Annotated in this window: 14 protein-coding genes; all 14 read right to left on the bottom strand. The window is 33.4% G+C overall.

The window, feature by feature from the left end; all coding sequences use genetic code 11:
• Positions 1-19 precede the first annotated feature (19 nt).
• Positions 20-1,693, bottom strand: a complete 1,674-nt coding sequence (locus JNUCC83_RS02190) for a peptide ABC transporter substrate-binding protein (protein WP_454460619.1) — start codon at positions 1,691-1,693, stop codon at positions 20-22.
• Positions 1,694-1,913: 220 nt separating this feature from the next.
• Complete coding sequence (locus tag JNUCC83_RS02185; protein ID WP_454460618.1) at positions 1,914-2,291, bottom strand: DUF956 family protein; 378 nt, start codon at positions 2,289-2,291, stop codon at positions 1,914-1,916.
• Positions 2,292-2,370: 79 nt separating this feature from the next.
• Positions 2,371-3,282, bottom strand: a complete 912-nt coding sequence (locus JNUCC83_RS02180) for a PTS system mannose/fructose/sorbose family transporter subunit IID (protein ID WP_454460617.1) — start codon at positions 3,280-3,282, stop codon at positions 2,371-2,373.
• Positions 3,283-3,301: 19 nt separating this feature from the next.
• Positions 3,302-4,120: a PTS mannose/fructose/sorbose transporter subunit IIC gene (locus tag JNUCC83_RS02175; RefSeq protein ID WP_454460616.1), complete on the bottom strand. Its 819-nt coding sequence runs from the start codon at positions 4,118-4,120 to the stop codon at positions 3,302-3,304.
• Positions 4,121-4,135: 15 nt separating this feature from the next.
• Positions 4,136-5,128: a mannose/fructose/sorbose PTS transporter subunit IIA gene (locus tag JNUCC83_RS02170; RefSeq protein ID WP_454460615.1), complete on the bottom strand. Its 993-nt coding sequence runs from the start codon at positions 5,126-5,128 to the stop codon at positions 4,136-4,138.
• A 12-nt stretch (positions 5,129-5,140) separates the two neighbouring features.
• Complete coding sequence (locus tag JNUCC83_RS02165; RefSeq protein ID WP_454460614.1) at positions 5,141-5,659, bottom strand: mannose/fructose/sorbose PTS transporter subunit IIB; 519 nt, start codon at positions 5,657-5,659, stop codon at positions 5,141-5,143.
• A 137-nt stretch (positions 5,660-5,796) separates the two neighbouring features.
• Positions 5,797-8,616: a sigma-54-dependent transcriptional regulator gene (locus tag JNUCC83_RS02160; RefSeq protein ID WP_454460613.1), complete on the bottom strand. Its 2,820-nt coding sequence runs from the start codon at positions 8,614-8,616 to the stop codon at positions 5,797-5,799.
• Between the two features lie 150 nt (positions 8,617-8,766).
• Entirely contained in the window at positions 8,767-10,281 is a 1,515-nt protein-coding gene (locus JNUCC83_RS02155) for a flavocytochrome c (protein WP_454460612.1), read from the bottom strand.
• A gap of 137 nt (positions 10,282-10,418) precedes the next feature.
• Complete coding sequence (locus tag JNUCC83_RS02150) at positions 10,419-11,915, bottom strand: AcpB/EbpR/MafR family transcriptional regulator (protein WP_454460611.1); 1,497 nt, start codon at positions 11,913-11,915, stop codon at positions 10,419-10,421.
• 152 nt (positions 11,916-12,067) lie between these two features.
• A complete protein-coding gene (locus JNUCC83_RS02145) occupies positions 12,068-12,310 on the bottom strand; it encodes a hypothetical protein (protein WP_454460610.1) in 243 nt (80 codons plus the stop codon).
• A 21-nt stretch (positions 12,311-12,331) separates the two neighbouring features.
• A complete protein-coding gene (locus JNUCC83_RS02140; protein WP_454460609.1) occupies positions 12,332-12,994 on the bottom strand; it encodes a hypothetical protein in 663 nt (220 codons plus the stop codon).
• Between the two features lie 163 nt (positions 12,995-13,157).
• On the bottom strand, positions 13,158-14,543 hold the full coding sequence (gad, locus tag JNUCC83_RS02135) for a glutamate decarboxylase (RefSeq protein WP_454460608.1): 1,386 nt from the start codon (positions 14,541-14,543) through the stop codon (positions 13,158-13,160).
• Between the two features lie 66 nt (positions 14,544-14,609).
• Positions 14,610-17,063: a YhgE/Pip domain-containing protein gene (locus JNUCC83_RS02130; protein ID WP_454461309.1), complete on the bottom strand. Its 2,454-nt coding sequence runs from the start codon at positions 17,061-17,063 to the stop codon at positions 14,610-14,612.
• Positions 17,044-18,495 carry an amino acid permease gene (locus JNUCC83_RS02125; protein ID WP_454460607.1) on the bottom strand — a complete coding sequence of 484 codons (1,452 nt, stop codon included), beginning with the start codon at positions 18,493-18,495 and terminating at the stop codon, positions 17,044-17,046. The genes JNUCC83_RS02130 and JNUCC83_RS02125 overlap by 20 nt, the downstream gene beginning before the upstream one ends.
• Positions 18,496-18,688: the final 193 nt, after the last annotated feature.

Genomic DNA, 18,688 nt, shown 5'->3' with positions numbered 1-18,688 from the left:
TAGCGTTAGAAGCGTTAGGCTATTTTACTTTATATGCCCATTTATAATCGTATCTCGCTCCTGCTGGATGAACCACAACATTTTTTATTTTTGATGATCTTAAATGAGCTTCTGCTGATTGAATCAATGGAATCATTCCCATATCATTCATAATGATATCTTCCGCATCCACCATATCTTGCCAACGCTTCTCAGGATCAGATACATTTGTTATACTTGCAGATTTGATTTTTTGATCATATTCAGCATTAGAGTATTTCCCTCTGTTATATGAGCTTCCTGTTACAAATAAATCAACAAAACTGCTAGGATCAGCATAATCTGCTATCCATCCACCATACACTGTACTAAAGTCTCCAGAATTAGAACGTTCTAATCTAACGGCAAATGGTACAGGACTTAATTCAACTTTCAATCCATCTAATTCATCCTCTAAAGACCCTTTGATAAACTCAGTAGCCTTTTTCGTAGAATCATCATCTGAAGATAAAATATTAAATTCAAATTTATCTTTTCCTAACTCTTTTTTAGCTTTTTCCCAGTAATCTTTAGCTTTTGTTGCATCATAAGATACTTTATTCTTCGTTTCTTCTGTAAAGTCTTTTTTAGTCGATGGACTTTCAGCTACCCCTTCAGGTACTAATCCAGTAGCAGCAACAGACCCATCTGATAAAATTTGTGTGGCTAACGCTTCACGGTTGATTGAATAAGCAATAGCTTTTCTAAAATTTTCATTTTTGAATGGTGAATCTTTCTTATCTTGATTTAACTCTAAATATCTAACTCCGGCTTCTTTATCCGTTACAAAATCTGGACTATTAGCCATTTGCTGTGCCAATTCTCCATTTAGCTTGATGTCTTCCACTTGCCCATCTTCATATAGGCTCAAACTTGTAGCGTCAGATTTAACTACGCTTACTTTGATTTTATCTAACTTGACATTATCTTTGTCCCAGTATGTGTCATTTTTCTCATATGCCCATTCAGTATCAGTCCCAGGACCATCAAATTCTGCTAAGACAAATGGCCCGTTATAAACAGCATTCTCACTTGTAGCAGCATACTTGTTACCATATTTTTCAACAATATCTTGACGCTGTGGTAAAAATGTAGAAAATGACAATAACTTTTCAAAATAAGGAGTTGGTTGTTCTAATGTTATTTCAAGCTCATAATCACCGATTGCTTTAATACCTAACTCGCTTTTATCTTTATCACCAGCTGTGATAGCTTCAGCATTTTTGACAGGCCCATGTAGATAGGCGTACTCTGATTGCGTTTTAGGATCAACTGTTCGTTGCCATCCATACACATAATCTTTAGCAGTCACTGGTTTTCCATCCGACCATTTTGATTCTTCACGAAGTTTAACTTTATAAGTCAATCCATCTTCACTAATCTCAACTTTTTCTTTTGCACCAGCTGGCTCTAGTTCTTGCTTATCATTTAAGCGATAGATTCCTTCATAAACATTGTTTAAGGCTACCGAGCTAATAACATCTGTACTAAGAGATAAGTCTGCAGTTGGCATTTCTTGAGGCACATTAACAGTGAAAATCTGTTCATCGGCTAATTCTTCCGTACCACTACTATTCCCCTTACCTGTATCTTCTTTTTTCGCTGTATTATTTCCACAAGCCACCAATGTTAGTACTGTCGCTGACATCAATAGATACTTTATTTTCTTTTTCATATTTCTTCCCCCTTTTTAAAATTAAAAATAAATTAGAATAATCTAATAATATAATGAATATAATATATGATTGTGATGGTAAAATCAATAACTTTTCACATTTATTTTCATAAAATAATTGTTTTTTGTACTAAAAATAACAAAAAATACTTTTAAATCAAGTTTGAATAAAAAAAACTTTCGATAAAATGAGTCATAACTCATTTCTTCGGAAGTTTTTTCATTTGTCTTTCTTAAACTTTGATTTTATTCCTCTTTTTACCACATCCATAAAGCTAAGCGAGTGAACCATACGCTCTGGATCAACATACTCTCGTATTGCACGTAAAACAACTTTTGGCTTTTTAGATGAAAAAGTGTACGTACCACTTTTTTTAGTTTGAATCGCATACCTTGGAATCCATTTACCTTTAAACATGACTGAAGCCACTACATAATCGACTTCCTCCCATGGTATTTGGATAAATTTTCTTGGATCTCTTCCATGGTAAAATTCAAATCCTTTATCACCTATCATGATTTCTCCATAATCTGTCAAACCCGTATAAGCAGTTGCTGCAATAACTAAATCAATTTTTGTGTTTAACGATTGTACCACATTCTCACGTCCCTTATGATCATTATAACATAGACTCTTTTAGTAAAAAAAGAGGCCAATATTGACCTCTTCTTAAATCTTATAATAAACCAATTACGTGTCCTAAAATACCAACAATGAATAAACCAATGATGATAACGATTGGACTAACTTTTTTCTTAAGTAACCACATACAGAAGAAAGTTAATAGCAACGGTGCTAAACCTGGAATTAATTGATCCAAGTTGTTTTGTAGTGTTGTCACTTTAACATCACTTAACGCACGACCTTGTGCAACTTCTTCAAATGCTTGTTTCACACCAGCCATACCACCTGGAAGGTTTGCCCAATCAACATAGGCTCCTTTATCAAGTGGTACCTTCGAAACGATTGGTTTAAAGTCTATAGATACCCATCTTTCAACCAAGGCTGCTAGAACAAACATCCCTAAAATGGATGCACCTTTTGTTACATCTTGTAATAATCCACCTGATAAATCATCTGTGATTTTAGATCCTGCACGGTAACCAAATTCTTGTGTATACCACATGAATCCCCAACGAATAATATTCCAAGCAACAAAGAAAATAATTGGTCCTAAGATACTGCCACCCATTGCTAGAGATGCACCAAGTGCTCCTAACATTGGACGTAAAGTAAACCAGAAGACTGGATCCCCAACACCGGCAAGAGGCCCCATCATACCAACTTTTACCCCTTGAATTGCCACATCATCAATTTCAGACCCGTTTGCACGTTCTTCTTCTAAGGCAAGCGTTACCCCTAAAATAGGAGAAGCGATGTATGGATGTGTATTAAAAAATTCTAAATGACGTTTTAATGCATCTGATTGTTCTTCTTTTGTTTTGTATAATTTTTTAATCGCTGGAATCATTGAAAATGCCCAACCACCATTTTGCATACGTTCATAGTTCCAAGAACCTTGAATAAATGTTGAACGCCATGCAACGGTCATACGATCTTTTTTCGTTAACTCTATCTTTTCTGCCATTGTTTTCATTCCTCCTATATTAGTAATCGTTTAAGATATCGCCTAGTGGATCACCCGTATTGCTTCCACCGCCAGAATTTGATGAGCCACCCATTTTTGATAAGTTAATATAGATTAGTGCAAAAGCAACTCCTAAAGCACCTAACCCCATTAATGTAATATCAGAGATAGCGGCAATCACAAATCCCATAGCAAAGAATGGCCATACTTCTTTAGTTGCCATCATATTGATAACCATTGCGTAACCAACAGCCACTACCATTCCTCCACCAATCGCCATACCTTCAGTTAACCAAGCTGGCATTGACTCTAAAAAGTGTTGTACTGTTTCAGCTGGAATGAATAAAAGTGCTGCAGCAGGAATCGCAATACGAATCCCTTGCATACACACAGCCATAATGTGTAAACGTTCAATTTTTTTCATATTTCCTTCTTCAGCCGCACTATCCATCATGTGAACAATTGGTACAGCAAGTGTACGAACGATCATTGTTAAGAATAAACCAGCAACAGCTAAAGGAATAGCTACTGCAATTGATGATGATACGGCATCTTTTACTGAAATTGATTGAGCGCCTAATGCTTTAACTAAAATAATTGCTGATGCTACTGAAGCAAGAGCTGCATCAGGTGCCACAGCTGCCCCAATATTTGCCCAACCTAGAGCGATCATTTGAAGTGACCCACCTAAAAGAATTCCTGCTTCTAAATGACCTGAAACTAACCCAATTAATGTACAAGCAATCAATGGTTGATGGAATTGAAACTCATCCAAGATACCTTCCATTCCTGCAAAAAAAGCTACAATAATAATTAAAATGACTGATAATACAGACATGATATCCCTCCTATTTTATGATTTTGCTAAGTCTGTCTTAGCTTTTTTAAGTAACTCATCCATATTTGCTCTTGAATCATTTGGTACTTTACGTACGTCAAATTTCACGCCATCAGCTTTTAATTTTTCAAAAGCTTCAACGTCCTGTTCTCCCATAGAAAGAACTTTATTTACAACCACTTTACCAACTGAATGAGCTAACGACCCAACGTTTACCTCATCGATTTTTACACCACCATCGATTACACGAACCACATCTTCTGGATTTTCAAATAATAGCAATGCTTTTGTTCCACCAAATCGAGGATCTTTTGCAATTTCTATCATTTTCTTAACTGGAATAACATTTGCTTTTACACCCGGCGGAGCAGCTTGTTCAATTAATTTTTTACGTAAATCATCTTTTGCAACAGAATCTGATACAACGATAATACGTGTTGGGTTTGTTGTTTTTGTCCATGCCGTTGCAACTTGCCCATGTAATAAACGAGAGTCAATACGTGCCAATACAAATTTAATTTTGCCATCACCTATAACTGTTCCTGGTGGGATAGTACCCATTTTTGCTTCAGGTTGTGCGGCATCTTCTTTCTTTTCATCTTCTGGTTCAAGAGACTCTGGACGAACTTTTATCCCATCTTTACCAGTTGTAAGAATTTGTGAGGCGATTTTATGAGCACTTTCCTCAGATAATCTCATAGCATAAGCTTCTATTAACATAGGTAAATTTAACCCACTAACAATTGCCCAATTATCTTTATGCTCTTCAAACAATGTATTTGCTTGATTAAACGGTGTACCACCCCATAAATCAACTAAAAAAAGTACTTCATCTTGCTGATCAAACGTATCAATCGCTTCAATAATTTTCTTTTTCACATCTTCTGGCCCTTCACTTGGCATTAAAGTAACGGCTTTGACGTTTTCTTGTTCACCAAAAATCATTGAACCTGATTGCAAGATTCCTTTAGCAAATTCACCATGACTTGCTAAAATAATTCCAACCATATTTGTGACCTCCTATTTTATCGTTTTCTTTTTGTCATTTTTTGTTTGATTTTTCTTCAATAGTTGAATCAAATCAACAGGACTATCAGATACTACTTTTCTTATCTCAATGATAATTCCTTGCTCATCCAAGTAACTAAACGCTACCTCGTCCACTTCATCTACAGCAACAGCATTTGTTAACATGTACTTACCTTTTTGATAGCTCATTCCTCCAACATTAAGTGTACGAATTTTCACGCCCGCTTCAACAACTCTCTTAACATCTGTAGGATTAGTAAATAATAGCATGGCTTTAATCGAATCGTTAAAACGTGGATCATGATAAACTTCTATCATTTTACTAATAGGTATAACATTTACAACAATATTTGGCGGTGCTGCTTGTATAAGCAAAGTTTTTCTGAGACTATCCTGTGCTACTTCATCACTAACAACAAGAATACGATTTATTTTTGAATGTTTTGTCCAGACTGTAGCTACCTGTCCATGAATCAACCTGTCATCGATACGAACTAAATGGATATCCATATGATGCCCCCTTCTTCTTCACTTAAAACATTCCACTTTTATATATGCAATTTATGTGCCAACTTTTTTAAACAGCATCAAATCAACAAAAAAAGACACTAAAGATACACTTTTTATAGTGTATCTTTAGTGTATCATCATGAATGGGATAACTGATTATTTATGATATTAATAATATACACCATTTCATCTTTAGATACGTCAATTTGAAACAATTGCTGTAACAATTGCATACTATTTTTTACCTTATCTAAAAATGGGGTTGATTCAGCGATAGAAAGTTCTTCTTCGTTAGCTGTTAGTGTATCATTTCTGAGTATACGTTCAATCATTCCTGATAAATGCATAGTTAAAGAAATATAAAAGGCATAATCTTGTTGTTGAGATAAAATATTATCGTCAATTTGCTCACAAATTTGCCACAATGGTTCGAGCAATTTATCAGGATTAATGAACGTATAATATTGATTCATATAATTCAAACACGTTTTTTTTGCTGTTACTTCATCTAATTCTTTAGTATCCACCTCAATCACTGATTCTGAAACAATTTGTCCAATGTAAGATGGGCCATCTTTAGAAAATAATTGATCCATTGTAATAAAAGGCACAGATAAATTAGGATTTTTTATACCCGTACTGGCTAAAAGATGATAATCCTGCTGAACTTGTTCCATTTTTGTGTCTAACTCTAGAATGGACATCGTTAACACTTCGATATCTTCTTCCATATATATCGTCAAATAATCATTAATCAGTTCTTTCATTCGTTGAGCTGTCCCTTTTCCTGACGCACAAATCGCTAAAATTGCTTTTGGTTTATCTACTTGAGTATTCTTTAATGTTGTTTCTTTTGTATGATACCCATGAAAGTGACTTAAAGAATAATATAAGTCATCTAAATCACCATCTAATAGGCTGGACTTTCTCCCCGCTTCTAACACCAATGCTGTTGTCACCATATCAATCACTTTTACATCAATTTTTGTTCGTTGTTTAAGATCATCTGTAAATGTGGTTAAAGAACCCATATCTACTAATAATAAAACCCCGCTTCCTTCATCTACATCATTGACTTGATTAATGACGTTTTCTAGCGCATCTTTTGGGGTCATATCAAGAGGCATATCAACCGCACGGATATTATTGATTTTTAACAACTCGCTCACTACTTCAACCATACTTGATGCGGTACTTCTCCCATGAGCTGCCACTATAATCCCAATTCTTCCTTTTTTAGTAGACTCATTTAAAGATATTAGCAACACTGTTAAATAATTAACCTCTGATTGTGGTAGCGTGACATTATGATTTTCTTCAATGATTTGTTTAAAAACTTTCGCTACTTTATGCTCTTTTGGATAAGCTTGAATCATATTGATTATGTTTTCATCGTTACTTGTTTCAATTAACATATCTGCTTTATATCGATTAAGAAAAGAGCTGATGTGTAATCCAATCGCATATAGAAAGTTTTGTTCGAATTTATAACCTTCTTCTTCAGTAGCATATTGATATAACTTTCTTGTTGTCTTAATGACATCACTATCAATAATTTCACCAAGTTTATTTTCTGAATCAAAGTTAAATCCATGATTACGGTAAAATGATTTTAAATGCACATTAATATCTGTGGTTATAAAATGATTGATTGCTTCTTGATTAAAACCATCTTCTTTAAGCAATGCTGCTTTATCACCAATGATTTCATACAGATTATAAGGTAATTCATATGTATCCCCTTCATATGTGTCAAAGGATTCATTAGGCGATATAATCATTTTAGATTCTAACAGTTGTGTTAATTCACTCATTGTTTGTCTATCTGTAGCAAGACTAACGAGTCCCTCTTTTATCCCTTCATTCAATTCATCAATCGTTATGGTGACATCGTGTTGATCCATATGTTTTAAAAAAGACTGTGCTGTTACCAACTGAACATTGGATTTTAATTGCCCCACATTACCATAAGACACACTACCTATTAGAGCCTTTACAACATCCTCTGTTAGAATAATTCGACGATTAATGCGCTTAGCTTCAATAATCATCATATTCTTTACCAGTTCGACCTTTTCTTTTGCACTTCTTTCTTTGAATGTAGGGAGCTTTATAGTAATCGGAATTCGTCTGACAAAGGTGTTTAGCAAGGCAGAGTTTGGGTCTTCCGTCGTTGCACAAATAATACGAACATTTGCTTCTCGGTTTTTGGTTGATTCACCTAACTTTGAGTACTTTCCATTATCCATAAAATAAAAAATCATCTCTTGACCTTCTGGCGGTAACCGGTGGATTTCATCCAAAAACAAATACCCATCATTTGCTAAGCTCATCAATCCATCTTTTTCTTCATCGGCTCCCGTAAAAGCTCCTTTAATATGACCAAATAAGTGACTCATCAATAATTCTGGGTTACTAGCATAGTCCGCACAATTGAACACTATTAATTCTTTATCCTCTTCTAAAACATGTTGCTGTTTTGCATATTGAAACATTGTATGAGCAAAATACGTTTTACCTGAACCTGTAGGACCTGTTATTAAACAATTTAATCCATTTGGAGGATACAAAATCGCAGCTTTTGCTTGCATTATCGCATTTTTCATGCTGCCATTGATACCAATAATACGTTTAAATATGTCAGTGTCATCTACTAATTTTTTACTAGTCGTTGTATAAATAGACTCTTTTTTTTCCTGATAACTTGGAACATATTTTGAAAAAGGTTGGTGTTGGAAAATAGATTTTGTCACATAGCGTACTGGACGACCTTCTAATTTTTCAATCACTTCTTCTTTTACAAGTGTATTTAAATCTTTACTTGCGTTTGTTCGTTGAATCCCTAAATACTCAGCAACTTCTTTTGTCGTTATCCCTGAGTCTGGTTTTAGATTATTGGGGGATAAATGTTTGGTTTGATCAACTACATATTGATACACTTGATCAATTCTTTTCATGATTTGCCTCCTAAAAATATACACTAATCATATTGTATACTAGTGTATACTTTTTTAGAAACGTTATTTTATTATTTTTATTAATTTATTCTAAATAACGTATAAAAAAAGAGTTTCGCTTAAAACGAAACTCTTTAAAGTAGTGATTTATTATTTTACAAATTTTGCAGATTGTTCACCAGCTTGGCGACCAAATACAATGATATCACCAACTGAGTTTCCACCAATACGGTTGCTACCATGTAACCCACCAGTCACTTCTCCAGCAGCATACAATCCAGTAATTGGCTTGTTGTCTTTGTTTAATACTTCTGTTTTATCGTTGATTTTTACACCACCCATCGTGTAATGGATACCTGGTGCAATTTTAATCGCATAAAATGGACCTTTACTTAACTCATTATCCATACCTGTTTCACGAGAAAATGCGGTATCAGTTTTATCTGCTACTGCTTTATTCCATTCTGCAACAGTTGTATCTAACGTTTTACCATCCATATCAATTTCTTTTGCTAATGCTTCGATTGAATCAGCAGATTTTACAAATCCTTGTTTTTCATAGAAATTAATTGCTTTCACTCGTTCTTTCACACCTGCATCAAATATTAAATAAGCAGACTTTTCAGGTAACGCGGTAATTGCTGCTGAAACATTATCACGTGTTCCCATCTCATTTGTAAATCGTTTGCCTTCTTGATTAACTAAGATAGCTCCTTCGCCACGGACAGCTTCACCAATTAATACACCCTTGTCTTGTTGAACGGTTGGATGAATTTGAATTTGATCCATATCAACAGTTTGGCCTCCTAATTTCTCAATCATGCGGATTCCATCACCAGTACTACCTTCTTGGTTAGTTGTTACATAGCCTTTTAATTCTGGTTTTTCTTTTTCTAACATTTCAGGATTAGCACCATAACCACCTGTTGTGACAACCACTGCTTTACTATTAATTTCTTTTTCTTTTCCTTCAACAGTCACTTTTACACCATCAACCACTGAATTTTTTTCTAAGATTTCAGTGACATCTGAGTTAACAAAAATTGGAATTTCTTTTTCATGAATATTATTCAATAACCCATGAACCAAGTACTCTCCAACTGCTGAACCATCTTCTGGTCTATGAGTTCTTTTTTCACTCATTCCACCAGTAATTGTTAAGTTGTTTAACTTAATCCCCATTGAATCTAACCAATCAATCGCACTAGCTGAATGATCAACATAATAGCGAAGTAATTCTTTGTCGTTTGTATTATGTCCACCCTTTAATGTTTCTTCATAGAATTTATCATTTGAATCTTCAATCCCAGCTTCTTTTTGGAATTTTGTTTCTGAAGCATTCATCCCACTTGATGCTTTCAACGTATTCCCACCAGCCACTGGCATTTTCTCTAAAATAACAGGATTTTTCCCTTCTTCTTTTGCTTGCAGAGCAGCTGACATCCCTGCACCACCTGCACCAACTATAATAATATCATACTCATCTTTCATCTCTTTAGGATCAGTATACTTTTGTTCTGATGCTCCTGAAGTGACGTCCGACGTGCTTGCTTTTGTCGAAGAACTCTCCGACGTTTTATCACTAGCTTTTTGGCCCCCACAACCAGATAACATTAGCATCGTAGCGAAACTAACTGTTAATGATTTCAATAACTTATTTTTCATAATCTAATCCCCTTTTTAATTGTTAAATATTTAACATTCCCAGAAAATAATAACCTAAATCGCTTTATTTAACAATATAAAAATTGAATTTTTTTCACAATTCATTGTTTTTTAATCAATCTAAAAATTTCTTTTAACTATTTTTTATTGATACTTTCCATAAGGGTATCAATCTCTTCTATGTCTCTATGACTCAAAGGATAATTAAAATAATAAATATAAGACGAGTGACATTCTTTTGTAATAGATAATTCAAAAATATTTGTTAAAATGAGATCAACTCCATCTTGAAAAAAATCCACACATTCAATATGATAACATCCAGAGTAACGTTTCATTAGTTCCTTTTCTAATAATTTTTTCGCTAAAAATGATAAGTCGCTCTCTAAAAAAACAGTAATAGTTGGTTCAAAGTAAGTAATAGGATGAATCATCGAAAACAACATCATATATTCTTCCATTAAAAATTGTTTTTGCCTAAAAATAGTATTATTTGTTTCCACTAATAGATTTTCAAGCATTAAACTTAACTCTTTATGCAACCTGGTGTCATTAGTTTGTCTTTCAAATGAACCTCCTTTTGAACTCATGATAATTGATACGCCTTGAAAGACTTTGCAAAATAAATGGCTACAAAAAGATGTCAAAAAGAATGAGTCATACAAAGATTGTGGTATATTGAGCAAATTATTATGAAACGATTTTACAAAATGTTGCGTGACACGATAAACATCAGACTGTTGTTGTTCATGATAAGACAATATACTATCTTTAAATCTTTCAGATTGATACATGTTAGCTTTTAGCTGGATTAGTAACATATAAAAATATACTTCTGATGATAGCTCTTTCTGAGATTTAGAAAATACCGCTACTAATTCTGGTAATAACAATCTAACTTGATTGATGTTTACATAATTTTTCCAGTCTTTTTCACAATGAATCACATGCCCTTTAGATAAACGAAATAGGTTAACTCCTAGCATATAAGTTAGCTGCGTTCGTTGTGTTTTTGTAACATTAATTTCTAGTCTTTCACTTAAATAATCCACCATTTTATCTAACTTTTCTTGATTTAATTGTTTAAAAGGCCAATCGGTTGCTTTAAATCCATACCACATAACATAATATGTTAGTATACGAACATATTTTTCCTCACCAGTAATTTTAAAACTAATATTAGACAAGGATAACTGATATTGTTTTAAATACTGTCGAATTTTTTTGAGGCTTTTTCGAACTTTACTCTCACTAACGTAGTGGTCTAAAGCATATCTTGTAACAGATTCAAACTCCTCAAAAATGAGATGTTTTAATATCATAAAGGTTTCATCTTGTTCTAGTACAAGATATTTGAATAATCTTATTCCTCTTCCTTTTGGCGTTTCTAAATGAACTCCCTTATATTTTTCATAACATAAAAACAGTTTGTCTTCTTCTTTTACCTTATCATTAAATTCATTGATTAAGTCTTTTAGCTGATATATATAGCGTTGAACCGTTCTTTCCACTACATTTAAATGACGGCTAATGTCATGAATTGCATACCACTCATTTTTTTCTGATACAATTGATAGAATCGTTAATATATTTCGACTGTTAGAATCTAATAGCTTAAATAAATCTGTTTCCATCTCAATAACTCCTAACTTATTAGGACAGTTGATTTAAAATTAACAAAATAGTATTTTCTATTTAACAGCATAAATTGAGCGGAATAATAGTCATTATTCCGCTCAATTTAGTGTTTTATTGGATAGTATCAACTAAAACTGTCTCTTATTTATTAATCCCATTCATCCACAAGATTATCTAATTCTTTTTCGTTATAGTTTTCATATTTGTCTATTTCATGCAATATTTTTTTTATTTCATGTACCGCTTTTTTTTCTTCAAACCAACATTTTACTGATTTTTCGTGCCCTTTTTCCATTTCTGAATCAATTTTAGCTAAAGTAGCATCTAAATTAGTCAACACACCAGAAATTTTATCAATTGCATGTGCTTCTTTCTTTTCAAAATTTGTCATTTGAAAAACCTCCTATGTTTATTATTTTTGTAATTCTAAAGGTAATGTTACATCATATGTGTGTTCTACTTTATCACTATCATCACCTTTTTTATGACCATCAAAGGTTAATTTGATTTCTTTTACTTGATCTGCTTGCTCTAATTTATCAAAAGTAAAGTAAATGTGGCCATCTTTTTGTTTATCTTTAGAAAAAATATCTTCCCAATAATCTCTAAAGTGTTTTCCTTTAATTTCTGTTCCATCTTTTAAGACCAATACCGCATCACTTGGATGGATGCTCACATCTTCTTTGCCATCGTTTTTCAATGTAAAGTCCATAGACATTAATCCTTTGTACTCATTATTTTCTTTATCTTTGTATTTATCAACTTCTACAATTTTTACTTTATCTATTTTAAAATCTACATTTTCCCAACTCTTATCTTGCCAGTCAGTATCATATTTTGCTTCTAATTTAACTTTTGGGTCGTTACCGTCTTTAATAATTTCTTTAAATGATCCATCATCTTTTAAACTAACACTTTCTACATCCACTTTTTCGCCATCTTTTAAGCTTTCAGTAGTTGATGATACACTTCCTGCTTCGACTGTTCCTTTCACTTCTTGTTTAGAGCCACATCCGCCTAAAAGTAATAATAGAGTTGCTCCAACAGTAACACTTAATAATGCAGTTTTCTTCATGATTTTTCCTCCTGGTTTTTAACTAATGTCTAATATTTTTTAGTTATTTAATCATTTCACTGTTATATATTATATTGTTTAATTTTACCTAATTTATGAATAATATTTTCTGTTTTTACGAGACATTATAAAATACTTTTTCACAATTTATTCATTATATTTATTAGTGTTCAGGTTTTACCATTGTTTTTTTTGATTCTTCATGGCATAAAATTCTTGCTTGACTTAACTCTTTTAGTGCCGCATTAAAATCTTTGGCAAATGCATTTGCCATATTTTGCCCCATATCCGCACGACACACAAATCGTTGAACAATGGTATCTTGCATATCTTTAGGAAATGGGTACGATGGAACTTGCCATCCACGCATTTGTAAACGATCGGATAAATCGTACAGTGTCCATTCGACATTAGCATCCTCTTTTAGTGTAAAGCACACAATTGGTAAATTATTCCCTGTATTAAACATTTTAAAAAGTCCTGTTTCTTCAACAGTTTTAGCTAAAGACATCGCTACTTTTTTAGTTCGCTCATGAATTTCTTTGTATCCATTAAATCCAAAACGGTAAAAATTATAATACTGCCCGATAATTTGACTGGCACTTCTCGAAAAATTAATAGCCATCGTTGGCATCACACTTCCCAAATAGCTTACTTCAAATACTAATTCTTTTGGTAAGTAGTCTTCATCTTTCCATAATACCCAGCCCACACCTGGATATACCAAACCATATTTATGTCCAGATGAATTGATTGATACAACATTTTTTAATCGAAAATCCCACACTAAATCTGGTTCGATAAATGGTGTGAAAAAACCACCACTTGCAGCATCCACATGAATGACTAAGTCTTGATTATGCGTTTGGTTATATTCTTCTACCAATTCATCTAATTGTTTTATGTCATCAAATTTTCCAGTATAGGTAATCCCTAAAATCCCAACAATTCCTATAGTGTATTCATCAACATAATCCATTACAGTATCTGTGTTAATACTTAAATGCTCGCTATCAACAGGGACTTCACGCATTTCAATATCCCAGTAAACACAAAATTTTTCCCAACACACTTGATAAGCTGAGGAAATGACTAAATTAGGTCGTTTAGCGTTAATATCTAATCCGTTTTTCTTCGCACGATTTCGCCATCGAAATTTCATCGCCATTCCACCGAGCATACATGCCTCACTAGAGCCAACTGTTGATGTGCCCATCACACGTTCTCTATTTGGTGCATGCCATAAATCAGCAATCATCTTCACACATTTTTGTTCCATCGCTGCTGTTTGTGGGTACTCAGACTTATCAATGGCATTTTTTTCCATGGTTTCAGCCATGATTGCAGTTACTTCTGGTTCCATATATGTTTGACAAAATGTCGCAAGATTTTGCCTAGCATTTCCTTCATTAATCAATTCATCTTTAATTAAGCGATAAGCAATAGATGGATTAATTGGGTCCATTCTCATTTTGTCTAACATTACTGCTTCTTCTGAGGCATTTGAGCCAAAAATTGGTACCACTGATTGATTTTTTTCACTAGTCATCACTAGACCTCCTAATAAATTTCAATTATATATATCAAATGGGATAACTATCTCATTTAAAAACGATTATTTTTCTAATGCTTGTAATTTCTGATTGTCATTCAATGCAGAAATATTTTCTAAATGCTTTCTTTGGAGATAGTCCATTGAAAATCTTAATAGCATAACAAATACTATAAACAAACATAGTAATGTCATAATACTTTTATTAAACACTGGTGCGCCTATTCCTCTAGATATTGCCTCTCTAAACCCGTAAACAGAGTATGTCATCGGCAAATACGGATGTATCGCATTAAAGAAACTGTTTTGTAATGGTAGTGGAAATGTTCCCCCAGCACCACCAAGCTGTAACACCAGTAAAATCATTGCAACAAAACGTCCTGGATTGTCAAATGTCATCGCTAAAAACATGATTAGGAACATATAACACCAAGCTGTGACAATACCAACTAAATACAATTTTCCAACTTGATCCACTGGTAATTTTAGTAGCAGCATAATCGTCGCTTCAATTACCGCCATTATTGTCGCAACAACAAATCCAATTGCAACTTTACTTAACCACCAATCACGACTTGATTGTCCTTTCATTGAGACACGTCTGATTGGAAAAATAAAATTAAAGACAATACAGCCAACAAATAGAGCTAATGACATGATGTATGGTGCTAATGCTTGCCCATAATTTTTTACTTTACTGTACTCAATATTTTTTAATCCTGTAGGTGCTGCAAACATGTTGACGTTTTTATTATTAAACTTCAAACGACTAACCACCTTATCTGCTTGTGTCAAAGCTGTAGCCATTGTAGTTGCACCCGTTGTTAACTGGCTGGCACCATTCATAAGTTTAGGTGTGTTATTAGTTAATTGGTTTAATCCTTGACTAAGTTCAGTTGATCCATTGTCTAGTTGGCTCACACCAGATACAAGTTCTGGCATTTTTTCTGACATTGTATTTAAGCCCGATGTCAGAGCATCACTTCCAGCTGATAAACGATTTATACCGTTCAATGCAACAGGGGCGTCATTAACTAGGTTATCTACTTGAGACAATCCTGTTTCTAAATCATGCAATACATTTTGCGTGTTTGTTAAATTAACATTATTTCCAAAACTTTCCAATAAATCAGTAGTTCCTGCTTTAATATTAGAAATTGACTCTTTCATTTCTCCAGTATTTTCTGACAATCCTTTAGCTATTTGACTTATCATCGTTGCTTGCTGCGATAGTGTTTTAGCATGCTCGCTTGCGTCATTTAACCCTGTTTGCACTTGGTTAACAATACTGTCAATATCTGATGATGACTTACTAATATCAGAAGACAGTTGTGTTGAAAAACTAGTAACTTGTTGTGATAATTGTGTTATCAACTCTTGTTTAACATCATCACTTATTCGACTATTTTGTTGGATAATGCCTTCTAATAGTTGTTCAAATTGTTGTGTATCTTGGGAGACGGTTTGATTAATACTTCCAATCACTTGACTAAATCCTGATAACTGATTACTTAATCCCACTAAATCAGTAGACAGTGTCTCTGAAATACTAGATGCCTCACTCAATTGTTTTGAATCATTTAATACTGATTCAACTTGTTGATTAATCTTTTCAATATCTTGCTTTAAAAGACTAGATGAAGATCCTGATAAACTGCCTTCTACATTTTTTAGACTAACTTCTAATTCTTTTGTACCATTTAATAAATCTGTGACACCACTTCCCACCTCATTTAATTTGCCAGAAAGTGGTTGAATTTTTTCGTTTACTTGATTTAAACCATTTGATAATTTATTCGAGCCCTCTTGTAGTTCTGTTACCCCATCTTTTAAGGGAGACACATTGGATGCTAACTTATTGATACCATTGGTTAATGTTTCAGAACCACTAGCAGCTGTTGACACACCATTTGTGTACTCACTAAGTCCATTATCTAGTTGGGTGCTTCCTTTTGCTAACTCTTTAGAACCATTAGTTAGTTTTACTAAGTCTTGTTTTCCTTTTTGTCCTATTGATAGAACTGTTTTTACGTAGGATGCAGTGACACTTTCGCGGACTTTTGCTTCTAACTCTTTTGCCCCAATTTGCGCCATGTCTAAACCAATATAATTTAGTGACCCATTTGTTGTGTATTCTATTTCCATTTGATTAGGTGTTGGGTCCAACAAACTTGCCGCATTTTTAGAAAAATCTTTTGGAATAGTGACTATCATGTAATATTTCAAATCTTTCATCCCATTCATTGCTTCTTTGGCATCAACAAATTCCCATTTTAATTGTTTGTTATGCTTTAATTCATCAATGACGCTTTTTCCTACATCTACCTTTTGACCTAGCATATCAACAGGTTGATCTTCATTAACTACCGCTACAGGTAAATGAGAAGAACGATTATATGGATCCCAAACCGATTTATCGAATACACTGGAATACAATATAGGAATAAAACAAATTGCTATGACAGAAATTAACAATATTTTATTATGAAATAACTGCTTAAATTCTTGTTTTATCATTTGCACGTATATCACACTCTCTCTGATTTAATTGAACCGAATGTTTTTTCCCATAGAATTTATAAAAAATAAATGGAAGAATTATGGTTACCAACGAACTAAATGCTAAAGTAACTAAGTACGTCGTAGCATCTTTTCCTTTTAACTCAGACGGCACAATAAATGAAGAGATTAAAGCTAAGATAGACATTATCGTGCCAGTTCCTGCTAAAAATGCTTTCACTTTTTTTCCACCAGGAACTTCATATGCTCGTTTTAATGATTGATTTGACTGTTTAAAAATCAACACAAAATAACCGACAAAAAATAAAAGGTAACCACATAAATAAATAACTACAGTTAAGGAAATCGCAGTTAAAAAAGAGACTGCATTCCCACCTCCACTAAAGGTCAATACAGCTGCCCAAATCGTGACAATCACGCCTTGAATGACTAATAAAGTAGTTGGTACACCATTTCTATTTATTTTTTTACATGACTTTGGCAAAAGACCTTGATCTGCAACATATTTCAGTCCTTCAGTTGGGCTGACAATCCATGAACTTACTTGCGCTAACACGCCAAACGCCAACATGATTGCAAGAATTTCAACTAACCAGCTTAGGCTAGGATTCCCTTTTAAAATTAATGTTTCAAACGCTTGAATAACTCCACTATTTAAAGATAGATGTTTGGCTGGAACCACCATTGATACAGTTGTTCCTCCAATCGTACTTAATACGATTCCCGTTATAACTAGATAAATCATCATGAGTGGATAATTTTTTTGTGGATTATCAAGCGACTTGATATGTGAGGCAGATGCTTCTACCCCAACATAAGCCAAGATAAAGGTCACAAGAGAGGAGAAAGTTTCTCTGTTTGGAAAAAAAGATTTATCCATAAAAGACTGAGTGATGGCATGCCCACTAGCAATATATTTAATAGTAAAAATAAGTAACATACTTACTGGAATAATAATACCTATCACAAACCCTGCTTTTGCAATTTGAGAGGTTGTTTTGGTACCCTTAAACTGTAAAAATGTTAATAGCCAAAAAATGATGATAACAACTAAAAACTTAATAACTTTATTGTCATTCATCTCTGGAAACTTTAAGGCATAGGCTAATGCTCCAATAATAAAATAACTCATGGTAACAAACCCAACTGTTATTTGAAACCACTGGAAAAAGATGGCTGCAAATCCAAATTTTTCCCCTAGGGTATGACCTACCCAGCCAAAAATCCCCCCACCTTCAAAATCTTCTACTGTACCAATTTCTGCTGCACATAAAGCAACTGGTAAAAACCAAAACAGACCGCAAACTAGTAAGAAAAAAATCAATGTTTTACCAGATTCTGCAAAAGTTGGGTATTCATAAACTGTAATGAATAATGATGCCGTCATGGCAAAAAAACTAAATAATGATAACTTTTTTGTGTTTTGCATGTTTTACTCTCTCTCCTATCATTAGAAAAATAATAGATTTTTTAATTCTAGTTTTTTTCTTTACATTAAGGCTAAAATAATTTAGCATAATAAATCTGTAATAAAGAATATCAACTATCTATTATCTTCACAGCAACGATAGTATAACGCTCAATTCATACTTAACTTGGAACACAAAATGAAAAAAAAACTA

Source organism: Vagococcus sp. JNUCC 83 (assembly GCF_053667615.1).
Note: the sequence above shows the minus strand (reverse complement) of the source record. Positions and strands in the feature narration are given on the sequence as shown.

Coding starts and splice junctions, on each gene's coding strand:
- JNUCC83_RS02140 (WP_454460609.1), bottom strand. CDS start 12,994: ATGAAGAAAACTGCATTATTAAGTGTTACTGTTGGAGCAACTCTATTA.
- JNUCC83_RS02160 (WP_454460613.1), bottom strand. CDS start 8,616: ATGAAAAGAATTGATCAAGTGTATCAATATGTAGTTGATCAAACCAAA.
- JNUCC83_RS02170 (WP_454460615.1), bottom strand. CDS start 5,128: ATGGTTGGAATTATTTTAGCAAGTCATGGTGAATTTGCTAAAGGAATC.
- JNUCC83_RS02125 (WP_454460607.1), bottom strand. CDS start 18,495: ATGCAAAACACAAAAAAGTTATCATTATTTAGTTTTTTTGCCATGACG.
- JNUCC83_RS02145 (WP_454460610.1), bottom strand. CDS start 12,310: ATGACAAATTTTGAAAAGAAAGAAGCACATGCAATTGATAAAATTTCT.
- JNUCC83_RS02165 (WP_454460614.1), bottom strand. CDS start 5,659: ATGGATATCCATTTAGTTCGTATCGATGACAGGTTGATTCATGGACAG.
- JNUCC83_RS02180 (WP_454460617.1), bottom strand. CDS start 3,282: ATGGCAGAAAAGATAGAGTTAACGAAAAAAGATCGTATGACCGTTGCA.
- JNUCC83_RS02190 (WP_454460619.1), bottom strand. CDS start 1,693: ATGAAAAAGAAAATAAAGTATCTATTGATGTCAGCGACAGTACTAACA.
- gad (WP_454460608.1), bottom strand. CDS start 14,543: ATGACTAGTGAAAAAAATCAATCAGTGGTACCAATTTTTGGCTCAAAT.
- JNUCC83_RS02130 (WP_454461309.1), bottom strand. CDS start 17,063: ATGATAAAACAAGAATTTAAGCAGTTATTTCATAATAAAATATTGTTA.
- JNUCC83_RS02175 (WP_454460616.1), bottom strand. CDS start 4,120: ATGTCTGTATTATCAGTCATTTTAATTATTATTGTAGCTTTTTTTGCA.
- JNUCC83_RS02150 (WP_454460611.1), bottom strand. CDS start 11,915: ATGGAAACAGATTTATTTAAGCTATTAGATTCTAACAGTCGAAATATA.
- JNUCC83_RS02155 (WP_454460612.1), bottom strand. CDS start 10,281: ATGAAAAATAAGTTATTGAAATCATTAACAGTTAGTTTCGCTACGATG.